The organism is Algoriphagus aquaeductus (assembly GCF_003253485.1).
Taxonomy (GTDB): Bacteria; Bacteroidota; Bacteroidia; order Cytophagales; family Cyclobacteriaceae; genus Algoriphagus; species Algoriphagus aquaeductus.
This window is the reverse complement of record NZ_QKTX01000006.1, coordinates 111,259-133,592: the sequence shown is the minus strand read 5'-3', so window position 1 is coordinate 133,592 and position 22,334 is coordinate 111,259. Positions and strand designations below refer to the sequence as shown.

General features: G+C 43.2%; 16 protein-coding genes and 4 tRNA genes. 3 read left to right on the top strand and 17 right to left on the bottom strand.

The annotated features are described in order from the left end of the window. Window positions 1-59 precede the first annotated feature (59 nt). The 14 genes from rpoC to CLV31_RS09880 all read right to left on the bottom strand — a co-directional run bounded on the left by rpoC (window position 60) and on the right by CLV31_RS09880 (window position 15,853). Complete coding sequence (gene rpoC / locus CLV31_RS09945; protein ID WP_111392742.1) at window positions 60-4,373, bottom strand: DNA-directed RNA polymerase subunit beta'; 4,314 nt, start codon at window positions 4,371-4,373, stop codon at window positions 60-62. Window positions 4,374-4,420: 47 nt separating this feature from the next. Continuing rightward, window positions 4,421-8,296 carry a DNA-directed RNA polymerase subunit beta gene (gene rpoB, locus CLV31_RS09940; RefSeq protein ID WP_111392741.1) on the bottom strand — a complete coding sequence of 1,292 codons (3,876 nt, stop codon included), beginning with the start codon at window positions 8,294-8,296 and terminating at the stop codon, window positions 4,421-4,423. Window positions 8,297-8,452: 156 nt separating this feature from the next. Further along, entirely contained in the window at window positions 8,453-8,836 is a 384-nt protein-coding gene (gene rplL, locus CLV31_RS09935; protein ID WP_111392740.1) for a 50S ribosomal protein L7/L12, read from the bottom strand. 41 nt (window positions 8,837-8,877) lie between these two features. Beyond that, complete coding sequence (gene rplJ, locus CLV31_RS09930; RefSeq protein ID WP_111392739.1) at window positions 8,878-9,420, bottom strand: 50S ribosomal protein L10; 543 nt, start codon at window positions 9,418-9,420, stop codon at window positions 8,878-8,880. 2 nt (window positions 9,421-9,422) lie between these two features. Then, entirely contained in the window at window positions 9,423-10,121 is a 699-nt protein-coding gene (rplA, locus tag CLV31_RS09925) for a 50S ribosomal protein L1 (RefSeq protein ID WP_111392738.1), read from the bottom strand. Window positions 10,122-10,131: 10 nt separating this feature from the next. After that, on the bottom strand, window positions 10,132-10,575 hold the full coding sequence (gene rplK / locus CLV31_RS09920; RefSeq protein WP_111392737.1) for a 50S ribosomal protein L11: 444 nt from the start codon (window positions 10,573-10,575) through the stop codon (window positions 10,132-10,134). A gap of 3 nt (window positions 10,576-10,578) precedes the next feature. Then, window positions 10,579-11,136, bottom strand: coding sequence for a transcription termination/antitermination protein NusG (gene nusG / locus CLV31_RS09915; protein WP_111392736.1), 558 nt, complete (start codon window positions 11,134-11,136; stop codon window positions 10,579-10,581). A gap of 13 nt (window positions 11,137-11,149) precedes the next feature. After that, window positions 11,150-11,338 (bottom strand): preprotein translocase subunit SecE, encoded by a 189-nt coding sequence (gene secE / locus CLV31_RS09910; protein WP_026966270.1) that lies wholly within the window; start codon window positions 11,336-11,338, stop codon window positions 11,150-11,152. A 17-nt stretch (window positions 11,339-11,355) separates the two neighbouring features. Beyond that, window positions 11,356-11,426, bottom strand: a tRNA-Trp gene (locus CLV31_RS09905). A gap of 109 nt (window positions 11,427-11,535) precedes the next feature. Continuing rightward, complete coding sequence (tuf, locus tag CLV31_RS09900) at window positions 11,536-12,723, bottom strand: elongation factor Tu (RefSeq protein ID WP_111392735.1); 1,188 nt, start codon at window positions 12,721-12,723, stop codon at window positions 11,536-11,538. A gap of 58 nt (window positions 12,724-12,781) precedes the next feature. Continuing rightward, window positions 12,782-12,853: transfer RNA gene (locus CLV31_RS09895), tRNA-Thr, on the bottom strand. Window positions 12,854-12,880: 27 nt separating this feature from the next. Next, window positions 12,881-12,953, bottom strand: a tRNA-Gly gene (locus CLV31_RS09890). A 73-nt stretch (window positions 12,954-13,026) separates the two neighbouring features. Continuing rightward, window positions 13,027-13,109, bottom strand: a tRNA-Tyr gene (locus CLV31_RS09885). Between the two features lie 146 nt (window positions 13,110-13,255). Further along, window positions 13,256-15,853 carry a M1 family metallopeptidase gene (locus CLV31_RS09880; protein ID WP_181452604.1) on the bottom strand — a complete coding sequence of 866 codons (2,598 nt, stop codon included), beginning with the start codon at window positions 15,851-15,853 and terminating at the stop codon, window positions 13,256-13,258. A 102-nt stretch (window positions 15,854-15,955) separates the two neighbouring features. Here CLV31_RS09880 and CLV31_RS09875 point away from each other — a divergent pair, with 102 nt between their 5' ends. Next, window positions 15,956-16,450, top strand: coding sequence for an acetyl-CoA carboxylase biotin carboxyl carrier protein subunit (locus CLV31_RS09875; RefSeq protein WP_111392733.1), 495 nt, complete (start codon window positions 15,956-15,958; stop codon window positions 16,448-16,450). On the opposite strand, the gene CLV31_RS09870 is transcribed toward CLV31_RS09875, so the two are convergent. Then, window positions 16,441-17,298, bottom strand: a complete 858-nt coding sequence (locus tag CLV31_RS09870; RefSeq protein ID WP_181452603.1) for an SDR family NAD(P)-dependent oxidoreductase — start codon at window positions 17,296-17,298, stop codon at window positions 16,441-16,443. The two genes, CLV31_RS09875 and CLV31_RS09870, sit on opposite strands and share 10 nt — an antisense overlap. 204 nt (window positions 17,299-17,502) lie before the next feature. Here CLV31_RS09870 and pyrH point away from each other — a divergent pair, with 204 nt between their 5' ends. After that, window positions 17,503-18,210, top strand: coding sequence for a UMP kinase (gene pyrH / locus CLV31_RS09865; RefSeq protein ID WP_111392731.1), 708 nt, complete (start codon window positions 17,503-17,505; stop codon window positions 18,208-18,210). A gap of 14 nt (window positions 18,211-18,224) precedes the next feature. After that, window positions 18,225-18,785 (top strand): ribosome recycling factor, encoded by a 561-nt coding sequence (gene frr, locus CLV31_RS09860; protein ID WP_111392730.1) that lies wholly within the window; start codon window positions 18,225-18,227, stop codon window positions 18,783-18,785. A gap of 47 nt (window positions 18,786-18,832) precedes the next feature. Here the strand turns inward: frr and CLV31_RS09855 are convergent, their stop codons facing one another. Further along, window positions 18,833-19,393: a pyridoxamine 5'-phosphate oxidase family protein gene (locus CLV31_RS09855; RefSeq protein WP_111392729.1), complete on the bottom strand. Its 561-nt coding sequence runs from the start codon at window positions 19,391-19,393 to the stop codon at window positions 18,833-18,835. Between the two features lie 183 nt (window positions 19,394-19,576). Beyond that, a complete protein-coding gene (gene clpB / locus CLV31_RS09850) occupies window positions 19,577-22,198 on the bottom strand; it encodes an ATP-dependent chaperone ClpB (protein ID WP_111392728.1) in 2,622 nt (873 codons plus the stop codon). Window positions 22,199-22,334: the final 136 nt, after the last annotated feature.

Sequence of the window (22,334 nt, the reverse complement as noted above, 5' to 3'; positions counted from 1 at the left end):
ATTGGATTAAAAAAGGCCTGTATAAGAATACAGGCCTTGTTGAGATTATTGAATTTCAATTAGAGAATCGCTTCGCTGGATCTTTTGGAAGAAGATCTTTCCATGTTTTCAGAAAGTTTTTCATATTCTTCTTTAGAACCTACAATCATCCCTTGCAACCTACGTTGACCCGTACCGGCTGGAATGAGGTGACCAACGATCACATTTTCCTTCAAGCCTAACAGCTCATCACGCTTTCCTCTGATCGCTGCCTCTGAAAGGACCTTGGTCGTTTCCTGGAAGGAAGCGGCGGAAATAAAGCTTTCTGTACCTAAAGAGGCTGCTGTGATACCTTGAAGAGTAGGTGCAGACACGGCTGTTTCGGCATCCCGTACCTGAACAAGCTTCAAGTCTTTACGCTTCAGGCTGGAGTTCTCATCTCTCAGTCTTCTTGAAGAAATGATCATGCCTGGTTTCAACGTCGAAGAATCACCGGCATCCATGACCACTTTTTTATCCAAGATGTTGTCGTTTTCCTCACGGAAAGCCCATTTATCAACCACTTGTCCTTGCAAGAAATTCGTGTCACCTGCATCGAGAATCTCTACTTTCTGCATCATTTGAGATACAATTACCTCGATGTGTTTGTCATTGATTTTCACACCTTGAAGTCTATACACTTCTTGGATTTCATTGACAAGGTATTCTTGCACCGCAGTAGGACCTTTGATAGAAAGAATATCACTTGGAGTGATCGCACCATCTGACAAAGGTTCGCCTGCACGGATGAAGTCATTTTCCTGAACCAGGATGTGCTTGGACAAGGAAACCATGTATTTTTTGATTACTCCATCTCTGGATTCAATTATGATTTCTCTGTTTCCTCGCTTGATACCTCCATAAGTAACTACCCCATCGATTTCTGAAACTACCGCAGGATTGGATGGGTTTCTCGCCTCAAACAATTCTGTAACCCTAGGAAGACCACCGGTAATGTCTCTTGTCTTACCAACAGATCTTGGAATTTTAACCAAGATTTGTCCGGACTTCACTTTCTCTCCTGCTTCCACGGCCAAGTGAGCTCCTACAGGAATATTATATCCTTTGGAATCTTCACCATAATTGATGACAATGGCCGGGTTCTTCGTTCTGTCTTTGGTTTCGATGATTACCTTTTCACGGAAACCAGTCTGATCATCAGCTACTTCTTTGTAAGTGATCCCTTCGACAATGGCTTCGAACTCTACAACACCATCAAACTCTGAGAGAATGACTGCGTTGTATGGATCCCAAGTACAGAGAGATTCACCTTTGGAAATTTTCTGACCATCCTTGACATTAAGAATCGCTCCATATGGAACATGGTTGGACACCAATATTTTGCCTGATTTGGCCTCATTGATTCGGATTTCACCCGAACGTCCCATCACGACAGTGACTGGCTCACCATCTCTGTTGGTGGTTTCGAGATACCTCAATTCCTCATCGAACTCTACTACCCCATCAAATTTCGCATTGATGCTGGCATCAACTGCCATGTTAGAAGCGGTACCACCTACGTGGAAAGTTCTCAACGTCAACTGAGTTCCAGGTTCACCGATAGACTGGGCAGCGATCACACCTACAGATTCACCAGCCTGGACCATCTTACCAGTAGCTAAGTTTCTACCATAACACTTGGAACAAACTCCTCTTCTGGTTTCGCAAGTCAATACTGAACGGATTTCAACCTCCTCAATAGAAGACTCGTCTACTCGTTTGGCGATTTCGTCTGTGATTTCTACTCCAGCTGGGACGATCAGTTCATCTGTGGCTAAGTCATAGACATCATGTACAGACACTCTTCCGAGAATTCTCTCTGAAAGTGGCTCTACGATTTCGTCGTTGTCTTTCAATGGCTGAACCACAAGACCTCTCAGTGTACCACAATCTTCTTCGGTGATGATCATGTCCTGAGCCACGTCAACAAGACGACGAGTCAAATAACCCGCATCGGCAGTTTTCAGTGCCGTATCAGCTAGACCTTTTCGTGCACCGTGAGTGGAGATGAAGTATTCCAATACATCCAGCCCTTCTTTGAAGTTGGAAAGGATTGGGTTTTCAATGATTTCACCAACGGATCCCTGAAGGTTTTTCTGAGGCTTGGCCATCAGACCTCTCATACCACCCAATTGTCGGATCTGCTCTCTAGAACCTCGGGCTCCAGAGTGCATCATCATGTAGATGGCGTTGAATCCTTGCTTGTCCTCCTCCATCTTCTTCATCAGATTATTAGTCAAATGAGAGTTGGTACGAGTCCAAATATCAATTACTTGATTGTAACGCTCGTTGTCGGTAATCAGACCCATGAGGTAGTTGTTCCAAACCTGGTCCACTTCCTCTTTCGCCTTAGCGATCATCGGTTCTTTTTCCTCAGGAATGATGACGTCATTTAATCCCATGGAAAGACCGCCTTGATAAGCCATTTGGAAACCTAGGTGCTTGATATCATCAAGGAACTGAGCTGTTCTGGCAATACCACAGACTTTCACTACCTCGGCGATAATCTGCTGAAGCTTTTTCTTAGTCAATAGTTCATTAACATATCCAACCTCCTCAGGGACGAACTGATTGAAAATCAATCGACCAGCCACCGTTTCGATGATTTGGTCTTTGATCTCTCCTTCAGCTGTTCTCACTTTCACCTTACACTTGATATTGGCATGCTTGGAAATCTTGCCTTCATTCAAAGCAATGATCACTTCTTCAGTACTGTAGAATGTCATGCCTTCTCCAGCTACCGGCTCTTCAGGAGTGGATTTTTTTCCTTTAGTCACATAATAAAGTCCCAATACCATGTCTTGGGAAGGCACTGTAATAGGTGCTCCGTTGGCCGGGTTGAGGATATTATGTGCAGAAAGCATCAAAGTCGAAGCTTCCAAGATCGCCTCATGACCAAGCGGAACGTGAACCGCCATCTGGTCACCGTCAAAGTCAGCGTTGAACGCAGTACATACTAACGGGTGAAGTTGGATTGCTTTTCCTTCGATCAATTTAGGCTGGAAGGCCTGGATACCCAATCTGTGAAGAGTTGGGGCACGGTTAAGGAGCACAGGGTGTCCTTTCAACACGTTTTCCAAGATATCCCATACCACAGGATCTTTTCGATCCACAATTTTCTTGGCAGACTTTACGGTCTTTACAATACCTCTTTCGATCAGTTTTCTGATGATAAATGGTTTGAAAAGCTCAGCCGCCATATTTTTAGGAAAACCGCACTCGTGAAGCTTCAATTCCGGACCTACGACGATTACAGATCGACCGGAGTAATCCACACGCTTACCGAGCAAGTTTTGACGGAAACGACCTTGCTTACCTTTCAGCATGTCTGAAAGTGACTTCAAGGCACGGTTACCATCGGATCTTACCGCGTTTACTTTTCTGGAGTTATCAAAAAGTGAATCCACAGCTTCCTGCAACATTCGCTTCTCGTTTCTCAAAATCACCTCAGGAGCTTTGATATCGATCAATCTCTTGAGACGGTTATTTCTGATGATTACTCTTCTGTAGAGATCATTCAAGTCGGAAGTTGCAAAACGACCACCGTCCAAAGGAACCAATGGACGCAATTCCGGTGGAATAACAGGAACCATACGGACCACCATCCACTCAGGACGGTTTTCGATACGGGTTCTTGCATCACGGAATGCTTCTACAACTTTCAGACGCTTTAAGGCTTCTGCCTTACGCTGCTGAGAAGTATCGGTAGCTGCTTGGTGACGCAGGGAATACGAAAGATCATCCAAATCCAATCTTGCCAATAACATTTCCAAAGCTTCAGCGCCCATTTTGGCGATGAATTTATTTGGATCGTCATCATCAAGCATATGATTTTCCTTGGGAAGCTTATCCATGATGTCCAAGTATTCATCTTCTGTCAGGAAGTCAAGGTATTGAACCCCTTCTTCTGCCTTGATGCCTGCCTGGACAACCACATAGCGCTCATAATACACGATCTGATCCAGCTTCTTGGTAGGAAGGCCAAGAAGGTAACCGATTTTGTTAGGAAGGGACTTAAAGTACCAAATGTGAGCAACCGGAACCACTAATTCGATGTGGCCCATACGCTCACGGCGTACTTTTTTCTCTGTTACTTCTACCCCACAACGGTCACAGATAATGCCTTTATATCTGATTCGCTTGTACTTACCACAATGACATTCCCAATCCTTTACAGGACCGAAGATCCGCTCACAGAACAAACCGCCCATTTCAGGCTTGTAAGTCCTATAATTGATGGTCTCTGGCTGGGTTACTTCACCATTTGAGCTGTCCAGAATTGATTCTGGAGAGGCCAAGCTGATGGTAACTCGGGAGAAATCGTTGTTGAGTTTTTTATTTTTTCTAAACGACATAATTTTTTGAGATATGTTTAGGGCGGTTGCCCGCCCTATGAGCCAAATTAATCGAGGGTAATTTCAAGAGCCAAGCCTCTCAATTCATGAACCAATACATTGAATGATTCAGGGATGTTTGGCTTAGGAAGGTTTTCACCTTTCACAATAGCTTCGTAAGCTTTCGCTCTACCGATTACGTCATCAGACTTCACAGTAAGGATTTCTTGAAGTACATGGGATGCACCAAAAGCTTCCAATGCCCACACTTCCATTTCTCCGAAACGCTGACCACCAAACTGCGCCTTACCTCCCAGTGGCTGTTGAGTGATCAATGAGTATGGTCCAATAGACCGTGCGTGCATCTTATCATCTACCAAGTGACCAAGTTTCAGCATGTATGCAACACCCACTGTCACAGGTTGATCAAATCGATTTCCACTCAATCCATCATAAAGGTACGTTCTACCATAAGCGGGTACACCGGCGATTTCCAATTCGGCAGAAACTTCATCTAATGAAGCCCCATCAAAAATAGGAGTCGCGAATTTCTTACCCGTTTTTTGACCCGCCCAAGCAAGGACAGTTTCAAAGATCTGCCCGATGTTCATTCGGGAAGGTACGCCCAGTGGGTTGAGTACAATATCCATTGGAGTTCCATCTTCCAAGAATGGCATATCTTCGTCTCTTACGATTCGGGCAACGATCCCTTTATTTCCGTGACGACCCGCCATTTTATCACCAACCTTCAGCTTACGCTTTTTAGCGATGTAAACCTTGGCAAGTTGAACTATACCAGCTGGCAATTCATCACCAACTTCGAGAGTAAATCGATCACGCTTGAATCTTCCGGAGATTTCATTTCTGGAGTTGGTATAATTTTTCACCAACTTCACAATAAGGCTGTTGGTATGTGCATCTTCTGTCCAGTCATCCAAAATAATGTCTGAAATGAGGTTTGCCTCTTCTGGAACATTGTAATTGGATTCGTCTCTGTATGGATTTTTGGCAGGGAAGAGATTATTCTCAATGTTTTTCAAATTGAATTTCATCCCTTTGCTGATGATCTCATCACCAAACTTATGCTTCACTCCCTGAGAAGTTTTGCCATCAAGAAGAGTCACCAACTTATTGATCATTCGAGCACGAATACCAAGCAGATCCTTGGAATATTTGGCCTTCAATTTTTCAACTTCAGCTTTTGATTTTGCTCTGTTGTCTTTGTCTTTCTTTGGTCTGGAGAACAGTTTTGTCTCGATTACAACACCATTCAAAGATGGAGAAGCTTTCAAAGAAGCATCTTTTACGTCTCCAGCTTTATCACCAAAGATGGCTCTAAGAAGCTTTTCTTCAGGAGTAGGATCTGTTTCGCCCTTAGGGGTAATTTTACCGATAATGATATCTCCTTCTTTCACTTCAGCACCAACTCGGATAATACCGTTTTCATCCAGGTGCTTAACTGCCTCTTCAGATACGTTTGGAATCTCAGAGGTCAATTCTTCTTCCCCGCGCTTGGTGTCTCGAACTTCCAACTGGAATTCTTCTACGTGGATGGAAGTGAAGATATCTTCCCTCACGACTCGCTCAGAAATCACGATCGCATCCTCGAAGTTATACCCCTGCCATGGCATATAGGCCACTTTTAGGTTTTTACCCAGAGCAAGCTCTCCTTTGTTTGTAGAATAACCTTCTACCAAGACTTGGCCTTTTTTAACCTTCTCTCCCTTAAGTACCAATGGGGTCAAGTTAATGGTGGTATCCTGGTTAGTTCTTCTGAATTTGATCAGGTCATATGAACGATACTCATCGGAAAAATTAACGAGCAGTTCGTCGGATGTCAAATCATATTTAATTCTGATTTTTTTGGCGTCGACATAATCCACCACACCATCAGCCTCAGCGATAATCAATGCCCGTGAATCAATAGCCGCTTTGGCTTCCAAGCCAGTACCGACAATTGGTGCTTCAGGTTTTAAAAGTGGTACCGCCTGACGCTGCATGTTAGAACCCATCAATGCTCTGTTGGCATCATCATGTTCCAAGAAAGGAATCAAAGATGCTGCAACAGAGACAATCTGGTTAGGGGCTACGTCCATGTAGGATATTTCAGTAGGCTCCAGCACCGGGAAGTCACCTTCAAATCTGGCTTTCACTTTCTCGTTGATGAAAGAACCATTTTCGTCCAATGGAGCATTAGCTTGGGCAATATTATTATTGTCCTCCTCTTCGGCAGTCAAGAATACAATGTCTTCGGATTTCATCCCCACTTTGCCATTGTTGACTTTTCTGTAAGGAGTCTCCAAGAAGCCCATCGAGTTGACTTTTGCATGGACGCAAAGTGAAGAAATCAAACCAATGTTTGGCCCTTCTGGAGTTTCGATAGTACAAAGACGACCGTAGTGTGTGTAATGCACATCCCGAACCTCGAAACCGGCTCTTTCTCTGGAAAGACCGCCGGGTCCCAATGCAGAAAGCCTTCTTTTATGAGTCAGCTCAGCAAGAGGATTGGTTTGGTCCATAAACTGAGAAAGCTGATTGGTACCAAAGAAGGAGTTAATCACTGATGAAAGTGTACGTGCATTGATCAAATCGACTGGTTTGAAGTCTTCATTGTCACGAACGTTCATTCTCTCTCGGATTGTTCTGGCCATTCTTGCCAAACCAACTCCAAATTGGCTGTAAAGCTGCTCACCTACTGTTCGAACTCGTCTGTTGGACAAGTGATCGATATCATCCACCACAGCCTTGGAGTTAATCAAACCGATTAGATATTTGACAATAGAAATAATGTCTTCTTTGGTCAATACAATCTTATCAGGCTCGATTTCCAATCCTAATTTTTTGTTGATACGATATCTACCAACTTCACCCAAATCATATCTTTTATCAGAAAAGAATAAGCTTTGAATTACCTCACGTGCCGTAGCTTCATCAGGAGCTTCTGTATTACGAAGCTGACGGTAGATTACTTCTACGGCCTCTTTTTCTGAGTTAGAATTATCTTTTTGTAGGGTATTATAAATGATAGAGAAATCAGCCACATTCACATCTTCTCTGTGGAGAATGATGGACTTGGAACCTGAATCCAAAATCATTTCGATGTCTTCGTCTGTAAGAACAGTGTCCCGTTCTAGCAATACTTCGTTTCGATCAATGGATACTACCTCACCCGTATCCTCGTCAACGAAATCTTCTACCCAAGTTCTCAGAACTCTAGCGGCTAATTTTCTACCTGCTGCCTTTTTTAACGCAGCTTTTGTAGCTGAAACCTCTTCCGAAAGACCAAAAAGATCCAGGATGTCTTTATCAGAGCCATATCCGATTGCTCTCAAAAGAGTGGTTACAGGGAATTTCTTTTTACGATCAATGTAAGCATACATGACATTGTTGATATCAGTAGCAAACTCGATCCAAGAACCTTTGAAAGGAATAATCCTGGCTGAATAAAGCTTAGTCCCATTTGTATGCTTGCTTTGGGCAAAGAAAACACCGGGAGATCTATGCAATTGGGATACAATCACACGCTCTGCACCATTAATAACAAATGAGCCCTTTTCAGTCATGTAAGGCAAGTTCCCAAGAAATACTTCTTGCTCGATGGTTTCGAAGTCCTCATTGTCCTCGTCATGACAAAGCAATCTCAATTTTGCTTTCAACGGAACAGAATAAGTCAGACCCCTATCGATACACTCTTCCACACTATATTTTGGAGGATCGACAGCATAATCAATAAACTCTAGAGTGAAATTTTCTCTGGAATCACTGATTGGAAAGTTTTCTGCGAAAACTTTGAATAACCCATCTGCCCTTCGCTTTTCTGCAGGGGTATCCAGTTGGAAAAAGTCTTTGAAAGACTGTAACTGAATATCGAGAAAATCGGGATAGTCTTTGACCACCTTAATGGAGGAGAAACTTTTCCTTTCGGTTTGATTCTTGATAGCCAAGGTAGTGTATAGTTTATAGTTAAATTAAATATTGGAAAGCGTCAATATACGCTTGGAATAATGCAATTTTGAACCTGTGCATAAACAGGAAAAGACCTGACTAAATTAGTCAGGTCTTCGGGCTAATCCCTAACCTCGAGGTTAGAGATCAACAAATTACTTGATTTCTACTTCAGCACCAGCTTCTTCAAGAGACTTCTTCAAAGCCTCAGCCTCGTCCTTAGCAACACCTTCTTTCAAAGCCTTTGGAGCGGCATCAACAAGATCTTTTGCTTCTTTAAGACCAAGACCAGTCAATTCCTTCACCAATTTGACTACAGCAAGTTTCTGAGCACCAGCTGCTTTCAAGATTACGTCAAAAGAAGTTTTTTCCTCTTCAGCAGGAGCATCACCAGCTCCAGCGGCACCACCCGCTACTACTACAGCACCAGCTGCAGCAGGCTCGATGCCATACTGATCTTTAAGGATATCAGTCAATTCTTTAACTTCTTTTACAGTCAAGTTTACCAACTGTTCTGCAAGTTGTGTAAGATCTGCCATTGTATTAATTATTTAATTGTTTTTTGAATGATTTGATAAGATTATTTTTCCTCTCTGTCAGCAAGAGTCTTAAGAACACCTGTGATGTTATTTTGACCAGACTGCAATGCAGACACGAGATTTTTAGCAGGAGATTGAAGCAATCCAATAAGATCGCCGAGCAATTCTTGCTTAGACTTGAGATTAGAAAGCATTTCAAGGTTGTTCTCGCCCAGAATTACATCTGAATCGATTCCAGCACCTTTAAATACAGGTCTAGTCTCTTTTTTACCCATTTTTTTACGGAAGTCCAAAAGAACTTTCGCTGGCAAATTACTTGTCTCTTTAGAGAAAATGATTCCGGAGAAGCCTTTAAGCGCACCACCTACCAACTTAGAATAGTCGGCATCCAAATTTTCAAGAGCTTTTGCAATCAAAGTGTTCTTAAACACCTTGTATTCAACGCCTCTTTCGTAACAAGTACGTCTAAATGCGTTTACTTCAGCTACTGTAAATCCGCCTGCATCTGTGATATAGAAGAAAGGGTTTTCTTTCAATTTCTCAGTCAGACTGTCGATAATTACTTTTTTCTCGTCTCTAGTCATGATTAAATACCTTGAATACTGCCCTTATCTACTGAAATACCAGGAGACATTGTGCTGGAAATATGAATGCTTTTAAAATAAGTTCCTTTAGAAGAGGAGGGCTTCAATTTAGAGATGGTCATGATCAGCTCTTTCACATTGTCCTGAATTTGCTCAGGCGTGAAAGAAACCTTACCAATACCCGCGTGAATAATACCGAATTTATCAACTTTAAAATCGATTTTACCGGCTTTTACTTCTCTTACTGCCTTACCCACTTCAAGGGTAACTGTTCCAGATTTAGGATTTGGCATCAAGCCACGAGGACCTAATACTCTACCTAACCTACCTACTTTTGCCATCACGTTTGGCATAGTGATGATTACATCAACATCCGTCCAACCGCCTTCAATTTTGGCAATATAATCGTCCAAACCAACGTAGTCTGCACCTGCTTCGGTCGCTTCTGCTACTTTGTCAGGAGTACAAAGCACCAATACCTTGATGTCTTTGCCTGTACCATGAGGAAGGGCTACAACCCCTCTCACCATTTGATCAGCCTTCCGAGGATCAACGCCCAACCGGACATCTACATCTACAGAAGCGTCAAACTTAGTCGTGGTAATTTCCTTAACCAGTGAAGAAGCTGCCTCCAGGGAGTACACTTGGCTTGGGTCGTACTTAGAAAGAGCTTCTTTTTGCTTTTTTGTTAACTTAGCCATTGTTGTTTATTTATACTTCCCAAGGGGCTTTACCAGATACTGTGATACCCATGCTTCGTGCAGTACCAGCTACCATTTTCATGGCAGATTCTACTTTGAAAGCATTCAGGTCAGGCATTTTCGTCTCGGCAATTACTCTTACCTGATCCCAGGTAACAGAACCTACCTTTTTTCTGTTTGGCTCCGCAGAACCGCTTTTCACTTTGGCAGCTTCCAACAGCATATTTGCAGCTGGAGGAGTTTTTACTACAAAGTCAAAAGATTTGTCAGAATAAACTGTAATCAATACAGGAAGCACGGTACCCATTTTGTCTTGGGTACGGGCATTGAATTGTTTACAGAACTCCATAATGTTCAAACCCTTGGAACCAAGAGCTGGACCTACTGGAGGCGACGGGTTAGCCTGGCCACCTTTCACCTGTAGTTTTACATAACCAGTGATTTCCTTAGCCATTGCTTAGTCTTGTTTTTCTACTTGTATAAAGTTTAATTCAACAGGAGTATTTCGGCCGAAAATCTTAACCATAACATTAAGCTTTTTCTTTTCCTCAAATATCTCCTCAATCGTTCCGGTAAATCCACTGAAAGGACCGTCCATTACTTTCACGGCCTCTCCGACTATAAATGGTGTATCCTGCTTCTCGGCAAACTCATCAATCTCCTCAACCTTACCTAAGATACGGTTGACTTCTGACTGACGTAATGGTTCAGGGGTTTTGGAAGCTCCCCCCTGGTTTGATCCAAGAAAACCGATTACTCCCGGAATACTCGTTATTACGTGATTGGCCTCACCATTCGAAAGATCCGCATTGACCAAAACATATCCCGGAAAGAAATTTCTCTCCCTGACACGCTTCTTGCCATTACGCATCTCGTATACCTTCTCAGAAGGAATCAGCACTTCAGGGATGAATTCATCCAATTTCTGTCTGAAAATTTCATTTTCCAGATAGGATTTAGTTTTCTTCTCCTGACCAGCTACTACCCTGAGTACGTACCACTTATGTTCAACCATTCTGTAATTTCAATTAGAATAAATCATAAAACCATGTCATGATGTTCTCAAATCCCAGATCCACTACACCGATAAAAAGTGCGAAGATTAAGGAAGCAACCAACACCAATACGGCACTGTTTTGAAGGAATGAAAATTTTGGCCAAGTGACCTTGTTTTTCATTTCATCATAAGACTCAAGGACAAAGTTTTTAAGATTCATAGTCTATCTTCTTACTGCACGGGCAGAGAGATTCGAACTCCCATCAACGGTTTTGGAGACCGCTATTCTGCCATTGAACTATGCCCGTGTAAAACATACGCCCGAAAACGGAACGCAAAATTAGGAATAATGTCTTTAGAAACAAATGCGATCCCAAAATATCTTTGGGATCGCATCATATATTCTAATTCTGATAATTAGTCAAGAATTTCGGTAACCTGTCCGGCACCTACTGTACGACCACCTTCACGGATCGCAAATCTCAAACCTTTCTCAAGAGCTACAGCAGACAATAGGGTAACTTCGATAGTTACGTTGTCACCTGGCATAACCATTTCCACGTTTGCTGGAAGTTTGATTTCACCAGTTACGTCTGTAGTTCTAAGGTAGAACTGAGGTCTGTATTTGTTGAAGAATGGAGTATGACGTCCACCTTCTTCTTTAGAAAGAACGTAAACTTCTGCCTTGAAGTGAGCGTGAGGCTTCACAGATCCTGGCTTACAGATAATCATACCACGCTTGATTTGAGATTTTTCGATACCTCTCAACAACAAACCTACGTTGTCACCAGCTTCACCTCTATCAAGAATCTTACGGAACATTTCAACACCGGTAACAGTAGACTTTAAGCCTTCAGCACCCATACCGATGATTTCAACTGGTTCACCAGAGTTGATTACACCTCTTTCAATTCTACCAGTTGCTACTGTACCACGTCCAGTGATAGAGAATACGTCTTCAACAGGCATCAAGAAATCTTTGTCGATCAAACGCTCTGGAAGAGGAATGAATGTATCTACTGCGTTCATCAATTGCATCACAGTCTCAACCCACTTCTCTTCACCGTTCAATGCACCAAGTGCAGAACCAGCAATTACTGGGATATTGTCACCGTCAAACTCATAGAAAGAAAGCAATTCTCTTACTTCCATTTCAACAAGCTCAAGCAATTCAGGATCGTCAACCATGTCAACTTTGTTCAAGAAAACAACAAGTTGAGGTACACCTACCTGACGAGCCAAAAGAATGTGCTCTCTGGTTTGCGGCATAGGTCCGTCAGTCGCAGCTACTACAAGGATAGCACCGTCCATCTGGGCAGCACCTGTTACCATGTTTTTAACGTAGTCAGCGTGACCTGGACAGTCTACGTGAGCATAGTGTCTGTTTTCAGTCTGATATTCTACGTGAGAAGTATTAATAGTAATACCTCTTTCTTTCTCTTCAGGAGCGTTGTCGATTGAAGAGAAATCTCTCAATTCAGAAAGACCTTTTTTAGCCAATACGGTAGTGATGGCGGCAGTCAGGGTTGTTTTGCCATGGTCTACGTGTCCAATCGTACCGATATTAACGTGCGGCTTGGAACGGTCGAAGGTTGCTTTTGCCATGCGTGAAAATCCTCAGTTTAAGTTTAAAGATATGTTTAGATAATTATTCTCTGTAATGAGCCAACGACGGGAATTGAACCCGTGACCCCTTCCTTACCAAGGAAGTACTCTACCCCTGAGCTACGTCGGCTTAACCCATTGTGCTCTGTAAGCACAGAGCGGGAGACGAGGCTCGAACCCGCGACCTGCAGCTTGGAAGGCTGCCGCTCTACCAACTGAGCTACTCCCGCTTATAACCGGCGTACCGGATTTTTTTAAGCCCTGCAAAACTAGAAAAAAAATTTTGCATTCAGGCAATCTATGTGGGGGAAACAGGATTCGAACCTGTGAAGACATAAGTCAACGGATTTACAGTCCGTCCCAGTTGGCCGCTTTGGTATTCCCCCAACTGAGTTAAAATCCTTAGCCTTTTTTCGGCTTATGACCTTAACGGATGGCAAAATTAGAGCCTTTTACCAAAGTATCAAAGGTTGGTTCTGAAAATTGAAAACTTTTTCTTGCCTGATGTTTCAATCTTTTAAAAATCAATCAATTAATTTTCATCCTTCAGCATTTTCAGGAAATAGTTGAAGTAATTCTGAAGCTGAGGTGACTTTTCATCCCCTATGGCTACTTCAATTTTTCGGACTGTTTCAAGATCATCCGAAAACCCCAATAAGGCTTGAAACGCCCCCATTCTGACATAGTCTTTGGCACTATATTTTAAATATTTGATCAGGTTGGAAATCGCTTCCTCTTTTCCCTCCTCGGGAAACCGTACAAAATATTCAGAATAATAGCCCAAAAAGTAATATAATCCTTCACCTTTTAGTTGGGCCAACTTTTGATGAAACCATTCTCCCTTATCTCTAACTCCTTCAATGATGTAATATTCCGATACAGGAATAACCAGTCGGAAATTTCCTTCACTTGAAAACCCTTCAATGATTTTGGGATCTACTTTGGATTCTTTTGAATTGATTAATCCCATCAACGCCGAACCCGCGACCAAATAGGAAGGATGATTGGACCATCTTTGAAATGCCTTCTGGTATTTATCCGGATCCCACTCAGTTAATAAATCAATTGCAGCTGCCCTCACAGAATTTCTTTCATCAGATTCTGCTAATTCAAACACCAGGTCCTCTATCCCCAAGAGCTCGGATTGCCAGTTGGAATCAGACATAAGGTATCCCAAACATTTTTCCCGAATGGACCAGAAAGAATCTTTTAAAGCAATTGGAATGATTGAATTCAGCTCAGATCGCGCATCTCTTGAAATCAAACTATCCAAGGCCTCATACCTCGCCACGCCCAACTGCGATTCGTTGAATTGTCTGGCAAAAAATCCATCCTCAAGCTTTTGCGACCTTCGTGCTAAAATTCCCTTCCCCTCATCGACATAAAGCTGATGGATAGGCTTCTCATTTTCAAGTGCAAAAAACTGATTGGCTTCTTTCAGAAAGAGAATTTTGGACTTTCGATTACCATCCTCATACCAGCTTACTTCCAAAGGCAATTGATACAAGGGTGCAGAATTCAGATCTTGAATTTGAGAAATTGTTATCAGAATATTTTCTGGCTCTGAATAGTCAACATCAATTTCTAACTCGGGATGTCCTTTATCCAAAAACCATTGATTGAAAAACCAATTTAAATCCTGCCCACTTACTTGTTCAAACGCCAGCCTAAGGTCATGGACTTCCACAGACTGAAAGGCGTTCTGTCTCAGATACAGATTCAGCGCTCTGAAAAATGCCTCGTCTCCAAGATGGTTTCTTAGCATATGTAATATAACCCCGCCCTTGTTGTAGCTGTGGGCATCAAACATGTCCTCAGAATCCTTGTAATCAAACCGGATCAAATTCACCTGCTTGCTTTCAGACTCGGCAAAATAACCCTCCATCTCGGCAACTAACTTCAAAGCAGCTTGGTCTTCTCCGTATTGAAATTCATTCCACAGGTATTCGCTGTAATTTGCAAATGCCTCATTAAGCGTGAGATTTGCCCAGGACTCTGTCGTCACATAGTCTCCAAACCACTGGTGAAAGAGCTCATGAGCGATAATATAATCCCATTCGGAATCTATTGCTTCACGTTCATCCAAGCGCAGCTCTTCCATAAATATGGAAGCAGTGGTATTTTCCATGGCACCGGACACAAAATCACGTACGACTATCTGATCGTATTTTTCCCAGGGATAGTTGACTCCCAATATTTCTTCAAAAAACGCCATCATTTTAGGCGTATTTTCAAAAACTTTTGCCGCTCCCTTTTCAAAACCTTTCTCCACATAATATCCTAGCGGTATCTCACCATAGCTGTCCTCCACTTTCCCAAAACTACCCACAGCAATCGCTACCAAATACGGTGCATGGGGAAGGTTCATTTCCCAATAATCCTTCCTAAGTCCATTGCCTAGGATTTCTTTTTTTACCAGTTTGCCGTTACTTATAGAAACCATCGAGTCTGGTACTGTAAGTTTGATACTATGGGTAAATCGCTCATTGGGTTTATCAATGGTTGGAAACCATTTGCTGTTGTGCTCCGTCTCTCCTTGGGTCCAAACCATGGTAGGTTTATCTGGAACAGTATCCAGCGGATCGATAAAATACAAGCCCTTGGTATCAGTAATCGCTTTACTGCCATCCCCTGAATTTCGTTCAGGAAAGGCCGTGTAATTAATCATTATCTCTAGGGTGTCTTTTGAAGAGAATTCTTTGGGTAGGTAAATGCTTAATTCTTTTTCATTGTACCTGTAGGAAAGTACCGTTAAGCTGTCTTTCCCCATTAAGGCAATTGTACCAAGTTCAAAGTCTTTTGCATCCAGGACTAAAGTACGCTGAGGATAAAAAAAAGGCTTGACCCTAAGTAGGGCTCTCCCCAAAACGGATTGGTTTTCCCAATCGAATTGCAAATCCAAATCAGTATGAAGAATATCAAAATCCCTTCTTGGACTCGGTTGATATTCTACTATTGATTTTTCTTTATTGTGTCTTAGCTGAAGGTCGTGGTTTTTTTGAGCCGAAATTTCGGACACTGAATCTATCGAAGTCAAAATATCTTTTTCATCAATTGTCGATTTGCTTGTTTTACAGGCATTTAAACCCAAAACTGTCAACACGGCGATACAAATTCTGATACGGATCATCAAATTTCTTTTTGGGACAGATCGTTTTTGACTCATATTTGGTGAGAAATTAGTAGAAGGCAATGGGCCCTAAAATCATTTAACAAAGCCAAAATAGCAGGAATGTTTTCAGTAAACCTTCAAAATACCAGCTACTCCGTCGAAAAATCCAAGGATCAGACCTTGGTCAATCAAAATTTGTTGGAATGGGATATAAAATGGATCGATGAAAAAACGGTTCATTTGATCAAAGGGAATCAATCTATTGATGCCGAACTTTTGGGTCTGGACTTCGAAACCAAAACAATCCAAATCCGACTGGGATATAAAACAGCAACCTTGCAACTTAAAGATCGCTTTGACCTTCTCTTGGACCGAATGGGAATGAATTCGGCCGGGACTGGAAACGTGAAAGAAATCAAAGCTCCTATGCCGGGATTGATTTTGGACCTGAAAGTCAAACCCGGAGACCAGGTCAAAAAGGGGGATGTAGTCCTAATCCTCGAAGCCATGAAGATGGAAAATATCATCAAAGCCCCCGGAGATGGTACTGTGAAAGACGTCAAAGTTTCCCTGAAACAAAGTGTGGAAAAAAATCAGGTCTTGATTCAATTTTGATCAGAAAGCGGCTTCGGGCCGTTTTTTTTTAGGAAATACTGTTTCCATTTTTCAAGTTTTTGAACCGGGTTGGATCGGATCATCTTTTTCATAACTCCTGGAAAAAGTCGACTCAGCCAAACGGTATGGCGCTCCATTCCTCCCACTACGAACTCTTCTTTCCCTTTTTCCACTTCCACAAGAATACCCTGAGCACAAGTTAACGGATCCATCCCCTTGGCCAACGCTTGCTGCATTTTCCCATTGACGCTTCCGTCCCCATTTAAGCCATTTACTGTGATATCAGTGCGGACAAATCCCGGTATAGCCAAGTGAATAAAAAGGCCATTCCCATGTGTCTCGGCTCGAAGGGATTCAAAATATCCATGTAATGCATGCTTGGATGCCGCATAGGATGCCAGCTTGGGCACGCCATATTTACCACTCAGACTTGAGGTAACTACGAGGTGAAGTTGTCCTTGATCAGTTTTGAGTTGGAGTAGTTTTTTGGAAATAATTACCGGCCCCCAAAAGTTGACATCCATGAGTTTTTTTTCGACCTCGACCTCGGTATCCACCACCCGATCTCTCACGGAGATTCCGGCATTGAGAAATACCACATCCAATCCTGAATAAGTTTCCCAAGCTTGTTGGGTAAGATTATTCAGTTGCCGATGATCTCCAATATCCAAAGGAATCACCCCAATATCCGAGGCAGAAAGCGACTTCACAATCTCCAAAAGACGGTTTTCATTTCTTGAGGAAAGCAAGAGTTTGGCACCGGATTTAGCCAAAGAATATACCAACCCTTCCCCAATTCCTGAGGAAGCGCCAACTATCCAAACCCGCTTATCTTTCCAAAAGCTCATCATTCAATTCCTTAGACCGACAATAATTTACTGATCTTCAGTCAATTTATTGGAGCTGAAAGGCATTTTTACCCGATCTCCTAGCATTCTGAACTGAAGAAATTATATTTGTCGGATTGTTTGGACTTTTTGAGGTCGATCCAATCGGAATTTAACCCGAATTTCCCAAGTGGAAAGGTAGCTTTAGAATCAATAAACCAATCGATGAAATACAAACGCATCCTGCTCAAGCTCAGTGGAGAAGCCCTCATGGGCGAAAAAAAATACGGCATCGATCCTGCCCGACTTCAGCAATATGCTGACGAGATCAAAAAAGTAAAAGAAATGGGCGTGGAAATCGCCATAGTGATCGGAGGAGGAAATATTTTTAGAGGAGTGCAAGCCGAAAAATCAGGAATAGACCGGGTACAAGGCGACTACATGGGAATGCTGGCGACCTTGATCAATGCCATGGCACTCCAAAGCGCACTGGAGCAAAACGGCATGTTCACCCGACTAATGTCCGGTATCAAAATCGAAAGTGTATGTGAGCCGTTTATCCGCAGAAGAGCTATCCGTCACTTGGAAAAAGGAAGAATCGTGATTTTCGGTGCCGGAATAGGCAACCCTTACTTTACCACCGACTCCACCGCAGCACTTCGAGCCATCGAAATCGAATCAGATGTAGTTTTAAAAGGAACTCGTGTCGACGGTGTCTATACCGCAGACCCAGAAAAAGACGCTTCTGCTACCAAATATCAAAACATTTCCTTTGACGAGGTGTATAAGAAAAACCTCAACGTCATGGATATGACAGCTTTTACCTTATGTCAGGAAAACAACCTTCCCATCATCGTATTTGACATGAATAAGGAAGGCAATCTCTCCAAATTGGTACAAGGCGAAGAAATCGGAACATTGATCACTGCATAACCTAGACTATTCTCATGGAAGAAATCGAATTATTCTTAGACGAAGCCAAAGAACTCATGCAGAAAGCGGTGGATCATACCGCTGCAGAGTTGGTAAAAATCAGAGCCGGTAAAGCTATGCCCAACCTACTCGACGGAATCATGGTGCAATACTACGGCGCGCCTACTCCGCTCAATCAGGTATCTTCGGTCACCACCCCGGATGCACGAACTTTGGCCATCAAGCCTTTTGAGCGAAACCTGATCTCTGAGATCGAGAAGGCCATCATCAACTCTGATCTTGGTCTAGCTCCTCAAAACAATGGAGAAATCATCATTTTGACTATTCCAGCATTGACCGAAGAGCGAAGAGTTCAACTCGTAAAGCAGGCAAAATCTGAATGTGAAACCGGTAAAATTTCTATCCGCTCCGTCAGAAAAGAAACTAACGAGTCCCTGAGAAAACTTCAAAAAGAAGGCGTTTCCGAAGACGCGATCAAACGTGCCGAAGAGCAAGTTCAAAAATTCACGGACAATTACTCCGCTAAAATCGATGAGCTTCTGGTCAAAAAAGAAGCCGACATCATGAAAGTCTGAAACCACAAGCTCTGGAGAAATTCAGAGCTTTTTTTATTGAAAATAGGTCAGGGAACCAACCATTGACCTTGCCAGTCTTTTTCTTTTTCAAATTGGATTCGGAGGTGACCTTCTTTGCTCAATTGAAGGGCCTCGATTCGTTGAGGACTGATTTTCAATAGGGTGAAAAAGGATTTGTCATTTGTCTCCCAGCCCAAATCAGGATTAGAAATCTTATTTCCAGGTGGCAACATTCCCGTGTATTCTGACCTGCGGGCCTCAGGAATTCCTCTCCAATAACGATCTGCTAACTCATCTTGAAAATGAATCTCTGCCAAGGCCTCCACTCGGACTTGAAGCATTTTTTTGGGATGATAAAAATGTAGCGTCACCTGAGGAGAGTTCTGTACTTCTTTCACTTTCTCAGAACGGAAATCTGTAAAGACTAAAAAATTCAACCCCTGATTCACTTCACGCAATACCACCGTGCGAACCTGTGGAAAGCCTTTTCCTATAGTCCCCAAATTCACATACCGAAACGGATGCTTGGGATCGGAAGCTCCACGATGGAGTTCGTGCTTTATAGACTGCCAAATTTCAGTTGGACTTTCCGAATTTGAAAAGAGCATTTCGGTTGGAATTTTTGAAATAACTCCATTTAAGAAATAGAGTTTAAGAAGAGTCAACTGACGGAATTAACATTAATTCCGTCAGCGGGAATTATGAACAACTAGTAATTCTTCTATTGGGAGCGAAAAAAATTACCCTCGAATTCAAAGAACTCGAGGGTAATGGGCGAAATCTTAAATTGGTTACACTTCTACCGTCGCATCAATATTTTTGAAATACACTTGCTTGTCTGCATCCAAGTCTACCAAAACTGCCGAATCATTTTTGATATAGCCTGCCAAGATCTGCTTGGAAAGTTCATTCAAGATCAACCGCTGCATGGTTCGCTTCAGCGGTCTGGCACCAAAGTTTGGATCAAAGCCCACTTCGCCAAGGTAATCCAGGACTTCTGTGGTTGCTTCGATCTCAATGTTGGATTCAGAAAGACGCTTTTGGATTTCTTTCCACTGAATATCCACGATCTTTCTAATGATCTGCTTATTCAGCGGCTCAAACATGATCGTTTCGTCGATACGGTTCAGGAATTCTGGACGGACTGATTTTTTGAGCAACTCAAATACTTCCGCTTTGGTCTTTTCCAAAATCTCCTCCTTATTCCACTCTTCCATCTCGGCAAATCGCTCCTGAATCAGGTGTGAACCGATATTCGTGGTCAGAATGATAATCGTATTCTTGAAATTGGCGATTCGGCCTTTATTGTCGGTCAAACGACCATCATCCAAGACCTGAAGTAAGATGTTGAACACATCCGGGTGAGCCTTTTCAATTTCATCCAAAAGGATCACTGAGTAAGGCTTTCTTCTCACGGCCTCGGTCAACTGACCGCCTTCATCATAACCCACATAGCCTGGAGGTGCTCCCACCAATCGGCTGACGGAGTGACGCTCTTGGTACTCGGACATATCGATCCGCACCATGGCGTTATCGTCATTGAAGAGGTATTCGGCGAGTGCCTTGGCCAATTCAGTCTTACCCACACCGGTCGTACCCATGAAGATAAAGCTCCCGATCGGACGCTTAGGGTCCTGCAATCCGGCACGGCTTCTTCTCACCGCATCCGAAAGTGCGGCAATCGCTTCCTGCTGACCTGCTACTCTTCGACCCAATTCGTCTTCGAGATGAAGTAATTTTTCACGCTCGGATTGGATCATTTTGATGACCGGAATACCTGTCCATTTAGATACCACCGCAGCGATGTCTTCAGTATCCACTTCCTCTTTGAGTAGCGGCGAACCAGCCTGCATTTCTGCCAATTGGGATTTGAAGGATTCCAGCTTCTTCTCCGATTCGCCGATTTTTCCATATCGGATCTCAGCTACTTTCCCAAAGTCGCCGGCACGTTCTGCCTGTTCAGCTTCAAGTTTCAGCTTTTCGATAGCTTCTTTTTCCCGCTGAATACCCATGATCACGGCCTTTTCGCTTTCCCATTTGGCTTTGACGGACTGTCTTTTTTCACCCAATTCAGCGATCTCTTTACTCAAAATCGCTTCCTTGTCTTTGTTGTTTTCTCTGCGAATCGCTTCCCGTTCGATTTCAAGCTGCATGATTCTACGATTCAGCTCGTCTAGTTCTTGAGGAAGGGAGTCGATCTCCATTCTCAGTTTGGCAGCTGCCTCGTCCATCAAGTCAATGGCTTTATCCGGTAGAAAACGGTCAGAAATGTATCGCTGCGAAAGCTCGACCGCTGCAATGACCGCATCGTCCTTGATTCTTACTCCATGGTGAAGTTCATACTTGTCTTTAATTCCCCGAAGGATAGAAATCGCATCGGCAGCATCGGGTTCATCCACGATGACAGCCTGGAATCGGCGCTCGAGGGCCTTGTCCTTCTCAATGTACTTTTGGTATTCCTTCAGCGTCGTCGCACCGATCGCATGGAGTTCGCCACGTGCCAAGGCTGGTTTGAGCAAGTTGGCAGCATCCATAGCTCCTTCTCCTCCACCTCCGGCTCCGATCAGTGTATGGATTTCATCGATAAAGAGGATGATTTCTCCATCCGAGTCCGTCACCTCTTTGATTACCGCTTTGAGTCGCTCCTCAAATTCCCCCTTGTACTTGGCGCCTGCCACGAGCAAGCCCATATCCAGGGAAATCAAAGTTTTTGACTTTAGGTTTTCCGGCACGTCACCGGAGACAATTCGCTGAGCCAAACCTTCGACAATGGCAGTTTTACCCACACCAGGCTCTCCGAGCAAAATGGGGTTGTTTTTGGTACGCCTCGCGAGGATTTGCAGCACTCGTCTGATTTCTTCATCACGGCCGATGACGGGGTCGATTTTACCCTTTTTGGCCAAGTCGTTCAGGTTTTTGGAATACTTTTCCAAAGCCCTGTACTTGCTTTCTGCGTTGGGATCAGTCACTTTATTTCCTTTTCTTAGTTCCTTGATAGCTTCGATCAGTGGCTTCTCGGCCAATCGCTGATCTTTCAACAGCTGGGCAATCGAATCACTGCCAGCTAAAATTCCCAAGAGCAAATGCTCAATGGCGACGTATTCATCCCCAAAAGTCTTGAGGTAATCCTTGGCCTTAATCAAGGCTTGATTGGTCGCGCCTGAAAGGTATGGCTGCTGATTAGCGCCACTGACTTTGGGAAGCTTGGCGAGTTGCTCGTCCAGCTTTTGCTCGATCAACTGTTTATTTGCTCCGAGTTTCTTGAAAATAAAGTCGGTTACATTTTCATCCTCAGCGAAAATACCTTTGAGTAAATGAGCTGTCTCGATATTGGGCTGACCTGCACTGGTGGCGAGTTCGGCAGCCTTTTGAATCGCCTCTTGAGACTTGATGGTGAATTGTTTAAAATCCATAGTGGTTGTTAGTGGTTAGTTGGTCTTTTCCTCTTGGATCAAATGCTTAGCCAAGGCGGTTTCTAAGTCAGAATGGCTGGAAACCAGGTTGAAATAGGGAGGAAATGGAAATTTTGGCAGGAAAGAGAGGGGTTCC